Annotated in this window: 16 protein-coding genes; 9 read left to right on the forward strand and 7 right to left on the reverse strand. The window is 71.9% G+C overall.

The window, feature by feature from the left end:
- Positions 1-464 precede the first annotated feature (464 nt).
- The 9 genes from ACP56T_RS09290 to ACP56T_RS09330 all read left to right on the forward strand — a co-directional run bounded on the left by ACP56T_RS09290 (position 465) and on the right by ACP56T_RS09330 (position 12,622).
- Positions 465-1,325 (forward strand): glycosyltransferase, encoded by an 861-nt coding sequence (locus ACP56T_RS09290; protein WP_430911863.1) that lies wholly within the window; start codon positions 465-467, stop codon positions 1,323-1,325.
- Positions 1,326-1,429: 104 nt separating this feature from the next.
- Positions 1,430-1,912 (forward strand): chemotaxis protein CheW, encoded by a 483-nt coding sequence (locus tag ACP56T_RS09295; RefSeq protein ID WP_430911962.1) that lies wholly within the window; start codon positions 1,430-1,432, stop codon positions 1,910-1,912.
- 8 nt (positions 1,913-1,920) lie between these two features.
- Positions 1,921-3,375: a CheR family methyltransferase gene (locus tag ACP56T_RS09300; protein WP_430911864.1), complete on the forward strand. Its 1,455-nt coding sequence runs from the start codon at positions 1,921-1,923 to the stop codon at positions 3,373-3,375.
- A complete protein-coding gene (locus ACP56T_RS09305) occupies positions 3,372-3,884 on the forward strand; it encodes a chemotaxis protein CheW (RefSeq protein ID WP_430911865.1) in 513 nt (170 codons plus the stop codon). The genes ACP56T_RS09300 and ACP56T_RS09305 overlap by 4 nt, the downstream gene beginning before the upstream one ends.
- 83 nt (positions 3,885-3,967) lie before the next feature.
- Complete coding sequence (locus tag ACP56T_RS09310) at positions 3,968-5,641, forward strand: methyl-accepting chemotaxis protein (protein ID WP_430911866.1); 1,674 nt, start codon at positions 3,968-3,970, stop codon at positions 5,639-5,641.
- 27 nt (positions 5,642-5,668) lie between these two features.
- Complete coding sequence (locus ACP56T_RS09315; RefSeq protein WP_430911867.1) at positions 5,669-7,960, forward strand: hybrid sensor histidine kinase/response regulator; 2,292 nt, start codon at positions 5,669-5,671, stop codon at positions 7,958-7,960.
- A gap of 47 nt (positions 7,961-8,007) precedes the next feature.
- The gene (gene cheB / locus ACP56T_RS09320) at positions 8,008-9,057 is read left to right on the forward strand and encodes a chemotaxis-specific protein-glutamate methyltransferase CheB (RefSeq protein WP_430911963.1); all 1,050 of its coding nucleotides are present in this window, start codon (positions 8,008-8,010) and stop codon (positions 9,055-9,057) included.
- Entirely contained in the window at positions 9,054-10,772 is a 1,719-nt protein-coding gene (locus ACP56T_RS09325; protein WP_430911868.1) for a response regulator, read from the forward strand. The genes cheB and ACP56T_RS09325 overlap by 4 nt, the downstream gene beginning before the upstream one ends.
- A complete protein-coding gene (locus tag ACP56T_RS09330) occupies positions 10,769-12,622 on the forward strand; it encodes a response regulator (RefSeq protein WP_430911869.1) in 1,854 nt (617 codons plus the stop codon). Before ACP56T_RS09325 ends, ACP56T_RS09330 begins: the two co-directional genes overlap by 4 nt.
- A 295-nt stretch (positions 12,623-12,917) precedes the next feature.
- Here ACP56T_RS09330 and rplQ read toward each other — a convergent pair whose 3' ends face one another.
- The 7 genes from rplQ to secY form a co-directional block, all read right to left on the reverse strand.
- The gene (gene rplQ / locus ACP56T_RS09335; RefSeq protein ID WP_430911870.1) at positions 12,918-13,334 is read right to left on the reverse strand and encodes a 50S ribosomal protein L17; all 417 of its coding nucleotides are present in this window, start codon (positions 13,332-13,334) and stop codon (positions 12,918-12,920) included.
- Between the two features lie 204 nt (positions 13,335-13,538).
- Positions 13,539-14,576: a DNA-directed RNA polymerase subunit alpha gene (locus ACP56T_RS09340; protein WP_430911964.1), complete on the reverse strand. Its 1,038-nt coding sequence runs from the start codon at positions 14,574-14,576 to the stop codon at positions 13,539-13,541.
- A gap of 79 nt (positions 14,577-14,655) precedes the next feature.
- Positions 14,656-15,534: an MBL fold metallo-hydrolase gene (locus ACP56T_RS09345; protein WP_430911965.1), complete on the reverse strand. Its 879-nt coding sequence runs from the start codon at positions 15,532-15,534 to the stop codon at positions 14,656-14,658.
- 28 nt (positions 15,535-15,562) lie between these two features.
- Complete coding sequence (gene rpsK / locus ACP56T_RS09350; RefSeq protein ID WP_430911871.1) at positions 15,563-15,952, reverse strand: 30S ribosomal protein S11; 390 nt, start codon at positions 15,950-15,952, stop codon at positions 15,563-15,565.
- Positions 15,953-16,126: 174 nt separating this feature from the next.
- Entirely contained in the window at positions 16,127-16,495 is a 369-nt protein-coding gene (rpsM, locus tag ACP56T_RS09355) for a 30S ribosomal protein S13 (RefSeq protein ID WP_430911872.1), read from the reverse strand.
- Between the two features lie 212 nt (positions 16,496-16,707).
- On the reverse strand, positions 16,708-17,310 hold the full coding sequence (locus ACP56T_RS09360; protein WP_430911873.1) for an adenylate kinase: 603 nt from the start codon (positions 17,308-17,310) through the stop codon (positions 16,708-16,710).
- Between the two features lie 191 nt (positions 17,311-17,501).
- On the reverse strand, positions 17,502-18,848 hold the full coding sequence (secY, locus tag ACP56T_RS09365) for a preprotein translocase subunit SecY (protein ID WP_430911874.1): 1,347 nt from the start codon (positions 18,846-18,848) through the stop codon (positions 17,502-17,504).
- Positions 18,849-18,908 lie beyond the last annotated feature (60 nt).

An 18,908-nucleotide genomic window follows, 5' to 3' on the forward strand; every position in this document is an offset into this window, starting at 1 on the left:
CGTGCGTGGATGTCTCTCGGGTGGCTCCGACCCGTGCGCGGGCAACAAAAAAGGGCCCCGAAAGGGACCCTGCATGCGCCACCGCCCGGATCGCGGCCCCTGGTTCAGGGCCGCCCCGTCGATGGCGCTTCCGTTACGATAAGGATCGAACGCATCGGTCTCGATTGCCGCTTTGGGGCCGCCGGTATCGGGCGGGCCTGAAAAGTGTCGCGTTGCATAGCGGAGGGCGCGGGCCGGGTCAACGGCGGCGAGGCCCTGTTTTTCGCGGCGAAGCGCTCCTTCTCGGGCGGTCCCTCGCGCTGTCGCATTCGTGATGGCCGGCCACGATCGCCGGCAACGGCCGCCGGCACCTGCGGACTACCGCCCGTTGTAGACATGATGCAGACATAAGGTATCCGCCCCGGCCGAGCCCGCGATGCTCGTGCGGGCGCGCGAGAATTGAGTGTGACGGGACCCGAGGGATCATGATCAGCGGCTTCGTCGTGTCCTACAACCGCGAGGCGGTGATCGAGACCTGCCTGCGCTCGATCCGCTTCGTCGACGAGCTGGTCGTCGTCGACAAGTCCTCCACCGACGGGTCCGCCGCCATCGCGAGACGCTACGCCGACCGCGTCGTCACGGTGCCGTGGTCGCCCTCCGTCGAGGAGACGCGGACGCTGGCCTATGGCGAATGCAAGGGCGACTTCATCGTCTTCCTCGACGACGACGAGTGCCTGAGCCCGGAAGCGATGACCTTCCTCAAGGCCGAGGCCGCCGCCCCCTCGGCGGACCTCTACATGCTGCCCTGCCGACAGCACATCCTCGGCCGCCACGACGAGCGGGCCTATTACTGGCCCGAGGCGCATGTGCGCGCCTTCCGGCGGGGCGCGATGGAGTTCCGCCCCACCGTCCATGGCGGGTTGCGCAACCTGAGCGACAGCATCTGCCGCCCCGATCCGGCGTCCGGCATCTGCTACCACAACGTGTCCCATGCCGACGCCCACGAATGGATCGCCAAGGCCAACCGCTACACCTCGATCCGCGACCGCAACCTCACGGTGGACCCCGCCGGCCGGGAGAGCCCGGTGCTGCTCGCCCGGCGCTGCATCGAGTACTATGCCGGCCTCGTGCCCGAGGGCGGCGACGTCTATCTCGAGGCGGTGGCAGTGCTGCGGGCCCTCTACACCATCATCGACGGCATCAAGGATTGGGAGCAGGAGCAGGAGGCCACCGGCTCCGAGATGTTCGACGCGTTCTGCCTGGAGATGCGCCGCGCCTACGACACTCTGGAGGCCGCCACCGGCCTGCGCACCGGCGCCGAACCGCCCCCGGCCACGGCGTCCTGACGGCGTCGTCCCGCCCGCGCGATTGCCGGCGGCCGCCGCCCGGCCTATCTCCGCTCCGACGATCCTCCACCCTGCCGGGAGCCGTGACGCCGGTGCCAGCGACGATGCGCGCGGCCTATCTCCTCCTCGATGTCGCCGGCACGCCCTGCGCGCTGCCGCGCGAGGCTGTGGCCGAGGTGCTGCCGCTGCCGGACCTGTCCGCGCCGCCCGTCGCCGGCCGGGTGCTGGCGGGCTTCCTCAACCTCGGCGGCGAGCCGGTGCCGGTGATCGACCTCGCCCGCCTCTTCGGCCTGCGCGACGAGGCGGGGCCCCCCGCGCTCTACGCCCATCTCGTCCTCGCCGCCGACCGGGGGACGGCCTTCCTCGTCGACCGGGTCACGGACCTCGCCGCGGTGGAGGCGGGGGCCCTGCGCGGGGTGCCGGACGGACGCACGCTGAACGGCTGCGTCGAGGCGACCTTCTCCCGAGACGACCGGCTCGTCCATGTGCTCGGGCCGGGGCGGATCCTGACGGCGGAGGAGGCCGCGCGCGTCGCCGTGCTGACGCGGGCCGCCCGCGAGCGCCTCGCCGCCCTGGCCTCCGTCTGAGGGCCGGCATGAGCCGCGCGCGGGCCCACGATCCCCATGCCGATCCGGGCTATGCCGCGCTCAAGGCGGCGGTGGTGGCGCGCACGGGGCACCATTACTACGCCGACAAGGACGACCTCCTGTTCGAGCGGCTTGCCCGGCGCTTCCGCGCCTGCGGCGTCGGCGATTCCGCCGGCTATCTCGCGCGCCTGTCGGATGCCGCCGCCGGCCCGAGGGAATGGGCCGCGCTGGAGGCCGAGGTCACCATCGGCGAGACCTTCTTCTTCCGCTACGCCGAGCAGTTCGCGGCGCTGCGCGGCACGATCCTGCCCGGCCTCGTCGCGGAACGCGCCGTCGCGCGGTCCCTGAGGGTCTGGAGCGCCGGCTGCTCCACGGGCGCGGAGCCCTATTCCGTGGCGATCCTGCTGAACGAGCTGCTCGGCGAGGCGCTGCCGGACTGGCATGTCGGCATCCTCGGCACCGACATCAGCGCCGAGGCGCTCGCGACGGCGCGGGGGGGGCTGTACGGGCGCTGGGCGCTGCGCACCATGCCCACGGAGGAGCGCCTGCGCTACTTCCGCCGGGTGCCGGCGCGCGCGGGCGCCACCCGCGACGGCGGCTATGTCCTGCGGCCGGAATTCGCCCGCATGGTGCGCTTCGAGCGCCACAACCTCCTCTCCCTGGTCGGGGGACGGGGCGGCGCTGCGCTCGGCGAGTTCGACCTGATCCTGTGCCGCAACGTGCTGATCTATTTCGATGCCGCCACGGTGACGGCCATCGTGCGCGCGCTCGGCGAGCGGCTGCGGCCGGGCGGGTGGCTTCTCATCGGCCATGCCGAGCCGAACCCGAGCTTCGCCACCTTCCTCGACGCCATCAACCTCCCCGGAACCGTCGCCTACAGGCGGCCGGAGAGCGGCGCGCCCGTGGCCGCGCCGCCGCCGCCCCTGCCGTTGTCGCCCTTGCCGTTGTCGCCCCTGCCGCTCCCGCCATCGTCGCCGCCGTTATTGTCGCCGCCGGTCTTGGAGCCCGCCGCCGGGCCGCCGCCGCCGGCCGCTCCGGCACGCGAGGAGGCCGCGCCGCCGGAGGGGCTCGCAGGCATCCGCGCCCTCGCCGATGCCGGCGACACGGCCCGCGCCTGGACCGCGCTGCGCGCCGCGCTCTCGGCGACGCCGTTCGATCCGGCGCTGCGGCTCTACGAGGGGCTCGTCGCGCACAGCCTCGGCCGGGACGCGGAGGCCGAGCGGGCCCTGCGCGGAGCGGTGTATCTCGATCGGGATTTCGTCATGGCGCACTACCATCTCGGGCTGCTGCTCGCCTCCCTCGGCCGCCCTGCGGACGCGCGCAGGGCCCTCGACAACGCCGTCGCCCTGGCCGAAACGCTCCCGCCGGACATGGCGGTGCCGGAGGGAGACGGCGCCCGTGCCCGGCAGGTGGCCGAGAGCGCGCGGACGGCGCGGGCGGGAATCGCGGGAGCGGCGGGTTGAGCGGCAGGGCGGCCATCGACGAGCGGGCGCTGCGCGAGGCGCGCACCGCGCTCCTCGCCCGGCGCGGGCGGGAGGCCGTCCGCGAGGCCCAGGGCGTCGAGGCGCTCGTGTGCCTGTGCGGCGAGGAGCGCTTCGGCCTCCCCCTCTCCGAGGTGGCGCAGGTGCTGCCGGCGCGGCCCTGCACGCCGGTGCCGGGCGCTCCCCCCGCACTTCTGGGGATCGTCGCCCTGTCGGGGAGCGTCGTCAGCGTCCTCGGCCTCGCCCGCGCCATGGGACGGGGCGGCGCGGAGGGGGCGGTCGAGACCGGCCATCTCGTCGCCCTGCGCGGCGGCTCCGCGCCGGTCGCCCTCGCGGTGGACAGGGTGCTCGGCGTCGGCCGTGCCCCCCCGGCGGAGGCGTCGGGATTCGGCACGGGCCCGGTTTCGGGCTATGCCCCGGCCGCCGCGGGCGGGACGGGCGATTTCGTCCTCGTCGACCTGGCCCGCCTGCTGCGGCGCTACCGGCCGTGAGGCGGCGGGCCATCGCCATCATCTTCAGCGGCGCGGCCGAGGCGGTCCCGCCGCCGGTCGCCGGAAACGGAGCCTGACGCGCTGTGTCGATCTCGATCGGAAAACGCATCCTCCTCGGCTTCGGGGCGATCACGACGGTGCTGGTCGCGCTGGGGCTCTACGCCATCGGCCAGATCGGCTCGGTCCGCGACACCACCGACAACATAGTCGCGCGCGACCTCACGGTGCTGCGCCAGCTCGACGTGCTCGGCAACCAGGCGCGCGACCTCGGCATCATGCGCCGCAACGCCGTCATCGCCACGCTGCTGAAGGCGCAGGGCCAGCCCGTGCGCAACGAGGACTTCCTGCCGGCCTGGCGCCGGATCGCCGCCTCCACCGACGCGCTCTTCGCCGACCTGATCCGCGAGACCACCGAGTATCGCAACCTCGCCATCTCCGGGGACCGGAGGGCGGCCTGGGACCGGCTCCTGATCGTCGTGAACCAAGCCGTCGAGACCTACCGCCCCTACCGGGACGCGAGCGACGCGCAGCTCGTGGCCTCGGTGGCCGGCGATGTGAGCACGGTCGAGGCGCGCAATGCCGATATCGGCCGGGCCTACGAGGCCACGGTGGCGGCCATCGAGCGCACCCGCTCCGCCCTCGACGAGACCATCGGCGTCGGTCAGCGCGGGATCGGCGACATCCACGAGCGCTCGCGGTTCTCGATCATGCTCACGCTGGCCGCCAGCGTCCTGCTCGCGGTCCTCGTCACCATCCTGATCAGCCGTGCGGTGGTGCGTCCGCTGGAAGGGGTGATGGCGTTCGCCGAGCGCGTCGGCTCCGGCGACCTCTCCGGCAAGCTGGACGCGAGGGGCGGCGACGAGATCGGCCGGCTCGCCAGGGCGCTCAACGGCATGGTCGAGGGGCTCGCCGATCTCGCCCGCACCAACCGCTCCGCCACGGCCGACCTGAACGCCGCCGCCGCCGAGATTAGGGCCTCGGCCCAGGAACAGGCGGCCAGCGTCGAGGAGCAGTTCGCCGCCGTGCAGGAGACCGCCGCCACCGTCGACGAGATCACCCATTCGGGCGCGCAGATCAACAAGCGCGCCGGCGACGTCATCGCCGCCGCCCAGGCCACCGCCCAGACCTCGAAGCAGGGCCTGCGCGCCGTCGCCGACACCGCCCGCGCCATGGAGGCGATCCGCGAGCAGGCGGAGGCGGTGGCCGGCAACATCGTCGCGCTGTCGGAGAAGACCCAGGCCATCGGCGACATCATCACCACGGTCAACGACATCTCCGAGCGCACGCATCTGCTGGCGCTGAACGCGGCCATCGAGGCCGCCGCCGCCGGGGACGACGGGCGCAGCTTCGCGGTGGTGGCTTCCGAGATGAAGCTGCTGGCCGATCAGGCCAAGGGCGCCACCACCCAGGTCCGCGCGATCCTCTCGGAGATCCAGCGCGGCATCAACACCTCGGTGATGCTCACCGAGGAGGCGGTGAAGCGGGCCGCCGCCGGCAAGTCGCGCTCCGACACCACGCAGCGCACCATCGAGGAGATCACCGCCCGCGTCGAGGAGAGCGTGCAGACCTTCCAGCAGATCGTGGCCTCCACGAACCAGCAGCAGCTCGGCATCGAGCAGGTGATGGGCGCGCTCCAGAACATCCGCCAGGCGAGCCAGCAGACGGCCGCCGGGACCCGCGAGGTCGAATCGGCCTCCGCCAACCTCACCCAGCTCGCCCAGGCCCTGATGACCCTCGCCGAACGCTACCGGCACTGAGCCGGGACCGGGCCGGCACGCCGCCTCATGGATATCCGCCAGCAGCTCCTCGCCGCCTTCGAGGCCGAGCATCGCGAGCATCTCGACGCGATCCGCGCGGGGCTCGCGGGCGGCCGCGAGGGCCGCACGCCGGACTGGAACGACATCTTCCGGCGGGCCCACAGCCTCAAGGGCGCGGCCCGCGCCGTCGACCTGCCCCCTGTCGAGGCGGTGGCCCACCGGCTGGAGGCACTGTTCGAGCGGGTGCTCGCCGGGGCGCCCCTGGACCGCGCGGGGGAGGCCGCGACCCATCTCGCGCTCGACCGCATCGAAGCCTATGTCGCCGCCCTGAAGACCGAGGCCACGCCCCGGATGCCGGAGGACGCCCTGGCCGCCCTCGACGGCTGCCTCGCTCCCGCCGAAGGCGCGGACGCCGGCCCGTCCCGTCCCGCGCCGCCCGTCGCGGAGCCCGCGATCCAGTCCGCGATCCCGCCCGCTGCCCCCTCCCCGCCCTCCCAGGACCATGCGCCCGATCCGGCCGCCGCGCTCCTGCGGGTTCCCGCCGACGCGGTGGAGGCCCTGACGCGGGCGACGCACGACCTTGCCTCGACCCTCGGCGGAGAGGCCCTGGTGGCGGACGGTCTCGCCGGGATCGCGCGGGCGGCCGGCGACCTGCGCCGCCGCGCCGAGGCGGCGCGCGGGCGCGGCGCCCTGTCGTCGCTGGCGGGGATGCTGGGCGAGGACCCGGCCGATCCCGTCCGCGTCGCCGTCGAGGCGGTCAAGGCCGATCTGCGCGGCCTGGAGGCGGCGCTCGACGGCCTGATCCGCGAGACGGCCGAGCTCGTCCGCCGGCAGGCCGGGGTCGCCGGTGCCGTCGAGGGCGCCGCCGCCCGTGTCCGCGTCCAGGCCGAGCGCCTCGCCCTGGTGCCGGCCGAGACGGTGTTCGGAGGCTTCGCCCGCTTCCTGCGCGAGGCCGCCCGCGAGCAGGGCCGCGACATCGACGTGAGCGAGCGCGGCCTCGACCTGCCCGTCGACCGGGGGATGCTCCAGGCGCTGAAGGACCCGGTGCTCCACGCCCTGCGCAACGCGCTCAGCCACGGGGCCGAGACGCCCGAGGCGCGGCTCGGCGCGGGCAAGCCGGCGGCCCTGGGCGTCGTCTTCGAGATCGGCATCCGGGGCGGACGTCTCGTGATCGGCATCCACGACGACGGGCGCGGGCCCGACCTTCCGGCCATCGAGGCCGCCGCCCGGCGGCGGGGGCTGCTGGCGGACGACGATCCGGCGGATGCCGGCACGCTGCTGGCGCTGGTCTTCGAGCCGGGCTTCTCCACCGCGCGCAGCGTCGACGCGCTGTCGGGGCGCGGCTTCGGCCTCTCCGTGGTGGCGGATGCGGTGCGGGCCCTGCGCGGCAGCGTGCGCCTGGAGCCCCGCCTGCCCTTCGGCACCTCCGTGACCATGAGCCTGCCCCTCTCGGCGGCGCGGCGGGCGATGCTGCTGGCGGAGGCCGGCGGCTCCACCTACGCCCTGCCGGGGGCCGCCGTCTCGCGCCTGATCCGCGTCGAGCGCGCCGCGCTCGGGCAGGCCCTGGGCCGCCCGGTGGTCCGCTGCCCCGGCCCGGACGGCAAGGACATCGCCCTGCCCGTCTTCACCCTGGCGGAACTCGTCGGGCTCGCCGCGCCGGCGGCGCGGGAGGGCCCCCTCACCCTGGTCCTGCTGCGCGCGGAGGGGCGCGTCTGCGCGGTCGCGGTGGAGCGGCTTCACGACGTGCGCACCCTGCTGGTGCTGCCCGCCCCGCCCATCGGCGCCGATGCGGGGCTGGTCTCCGGCACGGTGATCCTGCCCGGCGACCGGCCCGCCCTCGTCCTCGACCCGGAGGGGCTTGCCGCGCGCGCCGGCGAAGCTAGCTTCGGGCCCGCCCCGGAAGGTCCCGCGGCGGGAGCCGTCCCGCGCGGAACGATGCCGGGACCGCGACGTTCGACCATTCTCGTCGTGGACGATTCGATCACCACCCGCACTCTGGAGAAGGGCATCTTGGAAGCCGCCGGCTACCGCGTGGTCGTCTGCGTGGACGGGCAGGACGCGCTCGACCGCCTGCGGGCGGAGGTCGAGCCCGTGGACCTCGTCGTCGCCGATGTCGAGATGCCGCGCCTCGACGGTTTCGGCCTGCTCGGCGCGCTGCGCGCCGACGAGCGTTTCGCGCGGCTGCCCGTCATCCTGATGACCTCGCGCGGCGACGCCGAGGACGTGGCGCGCGGGCTCGAGCTCGGGGCGGACGCCTACCTGACCAAGCAGAAGTTCGACCAGCGCGGGCTTCTCGACACCATCGGGCAACTCCTGTGAGCGGAGGGCTCGGCGAGCGCGAGGCGCCGCGCGGACGGATCCGCGTGATGCTGGTGGAGGACAGCCGCGTCGTGCGCGAGCTGCTCACCCACATCGTCGGCCGCGACGCGCGGCTCGAGGTGGTGGCGGCGGTGGCCTCCGGCGAGGAGGCGCTGGCGCAGCTCGCCTGCGCGCGGCCCGATGTGATCTCCATGGATATCCGCCTGCCGGGGATCGACGGCCTGGAGACGACCCGCCGGATCATGGCCGAGCATCCGACGCCCATCGTGGTGGTGGCCGATTCCGTCGAGGATTCCTCGCTGCGCATCTCGATGAACGCGCTGCGCGCCGGGGCGCTCTCCGTGGTCGAGAAGCCCGTGGCGACCACCCATGCCGGCTACGACGCGGTGGCCGACGAGATCTGCACGCAGCTGCGCATCATGGCGGAGGTGCCGGTCATCCGCCGCCGCCCCATCGGCACGCAATGGGCCGTGCGCGGCGCCTCGCCGGCCGCGCTCGCGCCCTTCCCGTCCCAGGCCGGGCGCCCCACGGTGCTGGCGATCGCGGCCTCGACCGGGGGGCCCCCCGCGCTCGCCCGCGTGCTCGGCGGCCTGCCGGAGACCTTCCCGCTGCCGGTGCTGCTGGTGCAGCACATGGGCGCCGCCTTCATGGAGGGCTTCGCCTCCTGGCTGAACGGGGTCGTGCCCATGCCGGTGGCCCTCGCCCGCGACGGCGAGCGCATGGAGCCGGGCCGGGTCTACGTGGCGCCGGGGGACCGCCATCTCGAACTCGGCTCGGGCGGCTTCCTGCGCATCCTCGATACGGCCCCGGTGGGCGGGCAGCGCCCGGCGGCGACGGTGCTGTTCCGCTCGGTCGCGCGCCAGGCCGGGGCCGGCGGCATCGGCGTGCTGCTCACCGGCATGGGCGAGGACGGCGCGCAGGGCCTCCTCGACATGCGCCGGGCCGGCGCGGCGACCACGGCCGAGCACGAGAGCACGGCGGTGGTCTACGGCATGCCGGCCGCCGCCGTCCGGCTCTCCGCCGCGAGCGCCGTGCTGCCCCTGGAGCGCATCGCCGGGCATGTCCTGCGCGCGGCGATGCCGGAGACCTCGCCGTGAGCCCCGCGGCGGCGGAGGCGGCGCGCGAGCCGGGGGTGCGCATCCTCCTCGTGGAGGATTCCGAGACCCAGGCCCTCGAATTGCGGCTCTTCCTCGAAGGACAGGGCTTCGCCGTCGAGCGCTGCCCCACGGCGGAGGCCGCCCTCGACCATCTCAACACCAGCCTGCCCGATCTCGTGGTGGCGGATTTCCACCTGCCGGGGATGAAGGGCGACGAGTTCACCCGGCAGCTTCGGCTCTCGCTGCGCACCCGCGCCCTGCCGCTCCTGATGCTGACCGGCGCCCGCGACGGCGAGCGCCAGGGGCTCGAGAGCGGGGCCGACGCCTATGTGGCGAAATCCGCCGACCGCGACCTGCTGGCGCTGCGCATCCGCGCGCTCCTGCGCGAGCGCCGCACGGGGGCCGTGGAGGCGCCGGGCGTCGCCGCCTTCCGGCGCGGGCGGGTGCTCGTGATCGACGGCAGCGCCACCTTCCGCACCTTCCTGGCGGGCCTCCTCGCCCAGGAGGGCCATGCCGTCTCCACGGCGCGGGGGCCGGAGGAGGCGCTGGCGGCGCTCGATGCCGCGTCCCCCCCCTTCGATTGCGTCGCCGTCGACCTGCTCGGGCCGTCCTATGACGGCCTGGGCCTCTGCCGTGCCATCGACCAGCGCCGCAAGGCGGCCGAGGCCGCCGTCGCCTTCCATCTCGTCGGGATCGCCGGGAGCACGCCCTCCAAGGAGTTCCTGGTCGACGCCTTCGCGGCGGGCGCCGACGACGTGGTCTCGAAGGAGGCCGGCGAGACCCTGGTGCTGCGGGTGCGCGGCCTCGTGCGCCGCCGCCTGCTGGAGGAGGACGACCGTCGCATCGCAGGCGAGTTCGGGGAGCGCGAGCGCGCCTTGGAGACCGCCCGCGCGGAAGCGGAGGCCGCCGAGGCCCGCGCCGCGCTCGCCGGGGCGCTGGCCCGCGCCAACCGCGATCTCGCCGATGCCAACCGCAAGCTCACGGAGGCGCAGGCCAAGCTCGTCCAGGCCGCCAAGATGGCCTCCCTCGGCGAGTTGGTCGCCGGCATCGCCCACGAGATCAACAACCCGCTGGCCTTCATCCTCGCCCATCAGGGCACCGTCGAGCGGCTGCTGGGCGGGCTCGACGGGGCGGACGCGGCGACGGCCGGGAAGCATGTCGCCAAGGCGCGCGACCGCGTCGGCGCCATGCGCATGGGGCTCACCCGCATCCAGGACCTCGTGCTCAACCTGCGCAAGTTCTCCCGGCTCGACGAGGGCGAGCGCTCGCTGGTGAACGTGCCGGAGGCGATCGAGACCGTCCTGGCGCTGATCCAGCACAAGCTCGGCGCGGGCATCACCGTGCAGACCGACTTCTCCGGCCGCCCCGAGATCAACTGCACGCCGGCGCTGCTGAACCAGGTGGTGATGAACATCCTCGGCAACGCCGCCGACGCCATGCCGGAGGGCGGCACCATCCGGGTCGAGACCCGCAGCACCCCCGAGACCGACGTGATCCGCATCAGCGACAGCGGGCCGGGCATTCCCGAGGATCTGCGCGAGAAGATCTTCGAGCCGTTCTTCACCACCAAGCCGGTCGGGGCCGGCACCGGCCTCGGCCTCGCGATTGCCTACAGCGTCGTGCAGGCGCATAGCGGCTCGCTCGCGGTGGAGGCGGCGCCGGGCGGGGGCGCCAGCTTCGTGATCGGCATTCCACGGCAGGCGGGTGGTCCATGACCAAAGGCACGATCCTCGCCGTCGACGACGAGCCCGACATCCTCATCGCCCTCGAGGACCTGTTCGAGGACGAGTACCGCGTGCTGACCACGACGAAGGCCGAGGAGGCCCTCTCGATCCTGCGCGCCGAACCGGACGTCGCCGTCATCGTCTCCGACCAGCGCATGCCCGGACTGACCGGGGACGCGCTGCTCGCGGAAGCCCGCGCCTTCCACGACGCGCAGGCCATCCTGCTGACGGGCTATGCCGACATCAGCGCGGTGATCGCGGCGCTGAACCGGGGCGGCATCATCGGCTACGTCACCAAGCCCTGGGACGCCGCGCTGCTGCGCGCCACGGTGCGCAACGCCTTCGACCGGCACCGCCTCGGCCGCGACCTCGCCACCGAGCGCGCCCTGCTGCGCGGGCTGCTCGACCATTCCGAGGACGCGATCTCGTTCAAGGACGCGGAGGGGCGCTTCGTGCGCCTCAACGCGGGCAAGGCCCAGGCCCTCGGGCGGGACGTCGCCGCCTGCCTCGGCCGGACGGAGCAGGAGCTCGCCGGCGAGGCCGCGCGCGCCGCCATGCTGGCGGATGCCGCTGCCCTCGCGGGTGGCGAGGTCGCTCACGAGACGGTGGCGGACGGTCCGAAGGGCGCGGAGCGCTGGCGGCATGTCGTGCGCATACCGCTTCGCGGGCCCTCCGGCGCGGTCGCGCATCTCGCCACCGTCGAGCGGGACGTCACCGAGCAGAAGATCCTCGAGGCGCGCCTGCGCCAGTCGGACAAGATGCAGGCGCTGGGCACCCTCGCCGGCGGCATCGCGCACGACTTCAACAACCTGCTCACGGCGATCCTGGGCAGCCTCGAACTCGTCGGGCCGAAGGTTCAGGACCAGCCGCGCGTGCGGCGCCTGATCGACAACGCCGCCGGAGCGGCCCATCGCGGCGCCTCCCTGACCAAGCGGCTCCTGAGCTTCAGCCGCTCGCACGACCTCAGCGCCGCCTCCACCGACGTGAACGCGCTGATCGCCGGCATGGACGACCTCTTCCGGCGCAGCCTCGGCGGTCTCGTCTCGGTGGAGGCGCGGCTGGCGCCGGACGCTCCCGCCGCCTTCGTCGATCCCGACCAGCTCGAGCTCGCGATCCTCAACCTCTGCATCAACGCCCGCGACGCCATGCCGGAGGGTGGGGTCGTCACGGTCTCGACCGCGCGGCGCCGGATCACCGACGACCCGGAGATCGAGGCGGGGGACTACCTGCTCGTGAGCGTGGCCGATACCGGCACCGGCATCCCGCCCGAGCTTCTCCAGAGGGTGGTCGAGCCGTTCTTCACCACCAAGCCGGTGGGACGGGGCACGGGGCTCGGCCTCGCCATGGTGTTCGGGCTCGCCCAGCATGCCCATGGCCGCATGACCATCGACAGCGAGGTCGGCCGGGGCACGACCGTCGACCTGTTCCTGCCGGCGGCGGAGGCCGGCGTCGCGGCGAAGGAGCCGAGCAGCCCAGAGCCCCCCGTCGCGGCGAAGCCGGCGAGCATCCTCGTGGTCGACGACGATGCCGAGGTGCGGCATGTGACGACCTCATTCCTGTCCTCCTTCGGCTACGCCGCCACCGAGGCGCGGGACGCCACCACGGCGCTCTCGATGCTCGATACACGCGCCTTCGACATGGTGGTCGCGGACCTGGCGATGCCCGGCATGACGGGAGTCGAACTCGCCGAGATCGTGCGCCGGCGCTGGGCCGGCCTGCCGGTCCTCATCCTGACCGGCCATGCCGAGGCGGTGCGGATCCCGGACGACATCCCGGTGCTGAGAAAACCCTTCCGCTCGTCCGATCTCGCGGCGCGCGTGCACTCGATCCTCGCCGCCTGATACATTTCGGATTGATCAATTCTGCGTCGCTCGTCTCCCTCCCCCCTTCTGCGGGGGAGGGTGGCCCTCGCGTCAGCGAGGGTCGGGAGAGGGGAGCGCCGTATCCGGAAAGGGCGCTCCCCTCTCCCGACCCGCTTCGCGGGCCACCCTCTCCCGCAGAGGGGAGAGGGGCGCAGCACGCCGCCGAACCGATCCCCCTCGCCCTTCCGATCCCTCCCCCCCTGCCGGGTCCCGCGCATGAAAAAGGGCGGCCCCGAAGGACCGCCCCTGAAAACCCGTCGCTGATCGCAGGCGCTTACGCGTCGGCGGTGGTGGCGGCCTGGGAGGGGCCGGAATCCTTGCCGCGGGCGTTCACGTCGCGGTCCACGAACTCGATCACGGCCATGGGGGCGTTGTCGCCGTGGCGGAAGCCGGCCTTCATGATGCGGCAATAGCCGCCGGGACGGCCCTTGTAGCGCGGACCGAGCACTGCGAAGAGCTTCTTGACCATGCCCTCGTCGCGAATCTGCGACATGGCGAGGCGGCGCGCGTGCAGCGTGTCGGTGCGGCCGAGGCTCACCAGCTTCTCGACGACCGGACGCAGGTCCTTGGCCTTGGGCAGTGTGGTGATGATCTGCTCGTGCTTGATGAGCGCGGCGGACATGTTGGCGAACATCGCCTTGCGATGCTCGACGGTGCGGTTGAAGCGGCGACCCGCGAAACCATGACGCATGATTGGCTTTCCTTCGTGATGCTCGGCCGCCGTGCCACGGAACGGCCGGTGCCTCGAAAACGAGGCGTCTTCATTGATCCGCTTGACCCCGCGGCGGGATTCTTTCGGGACTTCAGGCCGGCGCTTCCGCAGCGCCGGCCGGGATCATCGGCCAAACAAACGGCGCCGAGACGCGCCGCCAAGTCCAGCCCGAGGCGGCTCGCCTCAGTAGTGTTCTTCGAAGCGCTTGGCGAGGTCCTCGATGTTCTCCGGCGGCCAGCCGGGGATGTCCATGCCGAGATGCAGGCCCATGCCGGCGAGCACTTCCTTGATCTCGTTCAGCGACTTGCGGCCGAAGTTCGGGGTGCGCAGCATCTCGCCTTCCGACTTCTGGATGAGGTCGCCGATATAGACGATGTTGTCGTTCTTCAGGCAGTTCGCCGAACGGACCGAGAGCTCCAGCTCGTCGACCTTCTTGAGCAGCGCCGGGTTGAAGGGGAGCTGCGGCGCGAGCGGCTGCGCCTCCTCCTTGCGGGGCTCCTCGAAGTTCACGAACACCTGGAGCTGGTCCTGGATGATGCGCGCGGCATAGGCCAGCGCATCCTCAGGGCTCACCGCGCCGTTGGTCTCGACCGTCATGGTCAGCTTGTCCTTGTCGAGATCCTGGCCCTCGCGGGTGGTCTCGATGCGGTAGCTGACCTTGGTGACGGGGGAGAACAGCGCGTCGACCGGGATGAGCCCGATGGGCGCGTCCTCGGGACGGTTGCGCTCGGCCGGGACGTAGCCCTTGCCGGTGGCCACCGTGAACTCCATGCGGATCTCGGCGCCGTCGTCGAGGGTGCAGATCACCAGGTCCGGGTTGAGGATCTGGATGTCGCCCACCGCGCCGATATCGCCGGCGGTGACGATGCCGGGGCCGGTCTTGCGCAGGGTCATGCGCTTGGGCGCGTCCGTCTGCGAGCGGATGGCGATGGTCTTGATGTTGAGGACGATGTCGGTGACGTCCTCGCGCACGCCGGGAATTGACGAGAACTCGTGCAGCACGCCGTCGATCTGCACGGAGGTCACGGCCGCGCCCTGGAGCGAGGACAGCAGTACCCGGCGAAGCGAGTTGCCGAGCGTCGTGCCGAAGCCGCGCTCCAGCGGCTCGGCGACCACTGTCGCCATGCGCTTGGGGTCGTCGCCCGCCGAAACCTGGAGCTTGTTCGGCTTGATGAGCTCTTGCCAGTTCTTCTGAATGACCACGATCCTACCTCTCGCAATACGGGCGCGGTCCGCCTGCCGTGGTCCGCGCCGGAGTCCGGTCCGCCTGCCCCCGCAGACCGGCCTCCGAATGGGTCTCTTACTGTGCCGCGACCCAGAGTTCGGGCACGAAGGCGTATCCGGCCCCATCGCGGACGACGTAGCCGAGCGCCGGGAATTCGAGATGCGAGCCGGCGATGAACGTGCGCTCGCTCGCCACCTCGTCGAGGATGCGCCGCCGGGTCGCGACCGCCTGCGCTCCGTCGACGTCGTAGACGAGCCCCGCCTCCGGCCGCTTGAACTGGATCGCCGGGAGATGGACCACGTCGGTCCACATCATCAGCGACCGCTTGCCCGACACGATCCGGAAGCCGCAATGTCCGGGGGTATGGCCGGGCAGCGGGACCGCCGTGATGCCGGGGGCGACCTCGCCTCCCGAGATCCGCCGGACCCGGTCGCCATAGACGGCGACGGTCTTCCGCGCGTTCTCGAAATAGGGCTTGGCCTCGTCCGGCGCGCGCGAGAGCGCGGCGTCGGGGAGCCAGTAGGCCGCCTCGTCTTCCTGGAGGACGAGTTCGGCGTTCGGGAAGGCCGCCGTCCCCGCGTCGGTCAACAGCCCGCCGATATGGTCCGGGTGCATGTGGGAGACCAGCACCGTCGCGATCTCCTCCGGGGCGACCCCCGCCGCCGCGAGGGCCGGCTGAAGCCGTCCGACCGACTCGACCGGGCTGAGCACGCCATAGCCGGAATCGATCAGGAGCGGCTTGCGGCCGGCTCCCGTGACGAGGAACGCGTTGATCGTGATGCGCGGCGCCTGCGCCCGGAAGCCGGCCGCCTGGAGCGAGCCGGCATCCTCCCGAGGGATCCCCGTCACGAGGTCGAGCGATCCGTCGAAGCAGCCGTCGTTGAGCACGGTGACCGTGAGGTCGCCGAGGCTCCAACGCAGCACGCCCGGAAGCGGCTTCGGATCGTCCGCCACTGATGCCACCGTCAGCCGAGAGCTCCGCTCAGACGCGCCGACGCTTGCGCGGGCGGCAGCCGTTGTGCGGGATGGAGGTCACGTCGCGGATCGAGGTGACGGTGAAGCCCGCCGCCTGGAGGGCGCGAAGGGCCGACTCGCGGCCGGAGCCGGGACCGGAGACCTCGACCTCGAGGGTGCGCATGCCGTGCTCGGCGGCCTTGCGGGCGGCGTCCTCGGCCGCGACCTGGGCGGCATACGGGGTCGACTTGCGCGAGCCCTTGAAGCCCATGGCGCCGGAGGACGACCAGGAGATGGTGTTGCCCTGCGCGTCGGTGATGGTGACCATCGTGTTGTTGAACGACGCGTTCACATGCGCGACGCCGGAGACGATGTTCTTGCGTTCGCGCCGGCGGACGCGGGTCGGTTCCTTGGCCATATCTGTTCAGTCTCTTCCTTCAGGCACGCCCGTAATTCCAGGCGCTCGGGATTTTTTTTGGGACTTGGCCGGCGCGCTTACGGACTGCCGGCCTGTCACGCCGGAGCCCGTTGCGGGACACCCGTCGCGACGCGAAGGAGGCCGAGCGAAGCACGGCCTCCCAAGTTCAAAAAATTACTTCTTCTTGCCGGCGATCGGCTTCGCCTTGCCCTTACGGGTGCGGGCGTTGGTGTGGGTGCGCTGGCCGCGCACGGGAAGCTGCTTGCGGTGACGCAGGCCGCGATAGCAGCCGAGATCCATCAGCCGCTTGATATTCATCGAGACTTCGCGGCGCAGATCGCCCTCGACGATGTAGTCGCGGTCGATGGCTTCGCGGATCTGGAGCACCTCGGCGTCGGTGAGCTGGTTCACGCGCCGCTCGGCCGGAATGCCGACCTTCTCGGTGATCTCCTCGGCCTTCTTGGAGCCGATGCCGTGGATGTACTGAAGCGCGATGACGACGCGCTTGTTCGTCGGGATGTTGACGCCTGCGATACGGGCCAAGTTTCTCACTCCATGTGAGCCCGGCGCCTTGCGGCCGGGCCGTTTTCTGCGTTCTTCAGCGCGCGTCCGGTGGAGGCCGGCCCCTGCGCGCTGCCCGTCAACGACAAATCGGCCCGCAGCCGCTCCGCGAGGAGCGCCCCGAACCAAGTACCGCCTGGACGAAGTCCGGCCTGCTAGCGCGGGCCGGCATCGATGTCAACCGATGTCGGCGCTCAGGAGGCGGCCGTCTCGGCATGCTGCCCGAGCACGGACATGGTCTTCTGCGTCACCGTGTCGATCGGCTGCATCCCGTCGATGACGTGCAGCAGGCCGGTCTTGGCGTAGTAGTCCGACAGCGGCGCGGTCTGCTTGCGATAGGCGTCGAGGCGGGTCTTGAACACCTCCGGCGTGTCGTCCTTGCGCACCGGCTGGCCGCGGGCGGCGGTCTCCTCCGCGCGCTTGGCGATGCGGCCGAGAAGCGCCGTCTCGTCGACCTTGAACTCGACCACGGCGGAGAGCGCGATGCCCTTCCTCGCCAGCATGGCGTCGAGGGCGGCGGCCTGTTCCACGGTGCGCGGGAAGCCGTCGAGGATGAAGCCGCGCTTGGCGTCCGACTCCTCGATGCGGTCGGCGACGATGCCGACGACGGTGGTGTCGGAGACGAGCCCGCCGCTCTCCATCACCGCCTTGGCTTCGAGACCGACCGGGGTGCCGGCGGCCACCGCCGCGCGCAGCATGTCGCCCGTCGACAACTGCGGGATGCCGAAGCGCTCCACGATCCGCTCGGACTGCGTTCCCTTCCCCGCGCCGGGGGGGCCAAGCAGAATGATGCGCATGGCGTCGTATTCCTCGTCCGTGCCTGTCCGCGTCGTACCCGGCGCGGGGCTTATCTGGGCGAACGGCGAAGCCTCCCAGCGACGCCGCGTCTCAAGCCCTTCTAGACGGTTTCCCGGCTCCTGCGAGTCGGAGAAAAGTAGGAGGGCTTATGGTCCGGCCGAGTTTGTTGCCGGCGAATCGATCGAGCCTTTTAGCGTCGCCGCCCGGCCGGGGAGGCTCCGCGCAGCTTCGCCTTCTTCACGAGCCCCTCGTACTGGTGGGCCATGAGGTGCCCGTGCACCTGGGCCACGGTGTCCATGGTCACGGAGACCACGATCAGCAGCGAGGTGCCGCCGAAGCCGAGGCTGGCCGAGGCATAGGACGCCAGGATCTCCGGCACCAGACAGACGAAAGTCAGGTAGAGCGCGCCGATGGCGGTGATCCGCGTCAGCACCTTGTCGATGAAGGCGGCGGTGCGCTCGCCGGGCCGGATGCCGGGGATGAAGCCGCCATGCTTCTTCAGGTTGTCGGCGGTCTCCTGCGGGTTGAACACCACCGCCGTGTAGAAGAAGGCGAAGAAGATGATCAGCGCCGCATAGAGCAGCATGTAGAGAGGCCGCCCGTGGCCGAGATAGGTGGTGAGCGTGCCCAGGAAACCCGAGGAGCCCTGGTTCGCCGAGAAGCTCGCCACGGTGGCCGGCAGCAGCAGCAGCGAGGAGGCGAAGATCGGCGGGATGACGCCCGAGGTGTTGAGCTTCAGCGGCAGGAACGAGGTCTGGCCCTCGTACATGCGGTTGCCGACCTGGCGCTTGGGGTAGTTGATCAGCAGCCGGCGCTGGGCCCGCTCCATGAACACGATGAAGTAGACGAGGCCGACCGCCGCCAGGCCGACCCCGAGGATCACGACGGTGGAGAGCGCGCCCGTGCGGCCGAGCTCAAGCGCGCCGAGGATGGCGGTGGGCAGATGCGCCACGATGCCGGCGAAGATGATGAGCGAGGAGCCGTTGCCGATGCCGCGCGAGGTGATCTGCTCGCCGATCCACATCAGGAACAGCGTGCCGCCGGTGAGCGTGATCACAGTCGAGAGCAGGAAGAACGGGCCGGGGTCGATGGCCGCGCTCGACGATTGCAGGCCCACCGCGATGCCCCAGGACTGCACCAGCGCCAGCAGCACGGTGAGGTAGCGCGTGTACTGGTTGATGACCTTGCGGCCGGATTCGCCCTCCTTCTTCAGCGCCTCGAGGCTCGGGATCACCGAGGTGAGGAGCTGGATGATGATCGAGGACGAGATGTAGGGCATGATGTTGAGCGCGAAGATCGCCATGCGCTCGACGGCACCGCCGGAGAACATGTTGAACAGCCCCAGCACGCCGCCGGCCTGCTGCTGGAAGTTGCGCGCGAACTGCTCGGGATCGATGCCCGGAATCGGAATGTAGGTGCCCAGCCGGAACACGACGAGCGCGCCGAGGGTGAACCAGATGCGCTTCTTGAGCTCGTCCGCCTTGGCGATGGCGCCGAAGTTGAGATTCGCGGCAAGCTGCTCGGCGGCTGAGGCCATGGCGCTACTGATCCTGAGACGGTCGAGGGACCGCTTGAATGAGCAACGGCGGCCGCGCGA

This window comes from Methylobacterium endophyticum (genome assembly GCF_050591105.1).
Lineage (GTDB): Bacteria > Pseudomonadota > Alphaproteobacteria > Rhizobiales > Beijerinckiaceae > Methylobacterium.

Coding starts and splice junctions, on each gene's coding strand:
- ACP56T_RS09290 (WP_430911863.1), top strand. CDS start 465: ATGATCAGCGGCTTCGTCGTGTCCTACAACCGCGAGGCGGTGATCGAG.
- ACP56T_RS09295 (WP_430911962.1), top strand. CDS start 1,430: ATGCGCGCGGCCTATCTCCTCCTCGATGTCGCCGGCACGCCCTGCGCG.
- ACP56T_RS09300 (WP_430911864.1), top strand. CDS start 1,921: ATGAGCCGCGCGCGGGCCCACGATCCCCATGCCGATCCGGGCTATGCC.
- ACP56T_RS09315 (WP_430911867.1), top strand. CDS start 5,669: ATGGATATCCGCCAGCAGCTCCTCGCCGCCTTCGAGGCCGAGCATCGC.
- cheB (WP_430911963.1), top strand. CDS start 8,008: ATGCTGGTGGAGGACAGCCGCGTCGTGCGCGAGCTGCTCACCCACATC.
- ACP56T_RS09330 (WP_430911869.1), top strand. CDS start 10,769: ATGACCAAAGGCACGATCCTCGCCGTCGACGACGAGCCCGACATCCTC.
- rplQ (WP_430911870.1), bottom strand. CDS start 13,334: ATGCGTCATGGTTTCGCGGGTCGCCGCTTCAACCGCACCGTCGAGCAT.
- rpsK (WP_430911871.1), bottom strand. CDS start 15,952: ATGGCCAAGGAACCGACCCGCGTCCGCCGGCGCGAACGCAAGAACATC.
- ACP56T_RS09360 (WP_430911873.1), bottom strand. CDS start 17,310: ATGCGCATCATTCTGCTTGGCCCCCCCGGCGCGGGGAAGGGAACGCAG.
- secY (WP_430911874.1), bottom strand. CDS start 18,848: ATGGCCTCAGCCGCCGAGCAGCTTGCCGCGAATCTCAACTTCGGCGCC.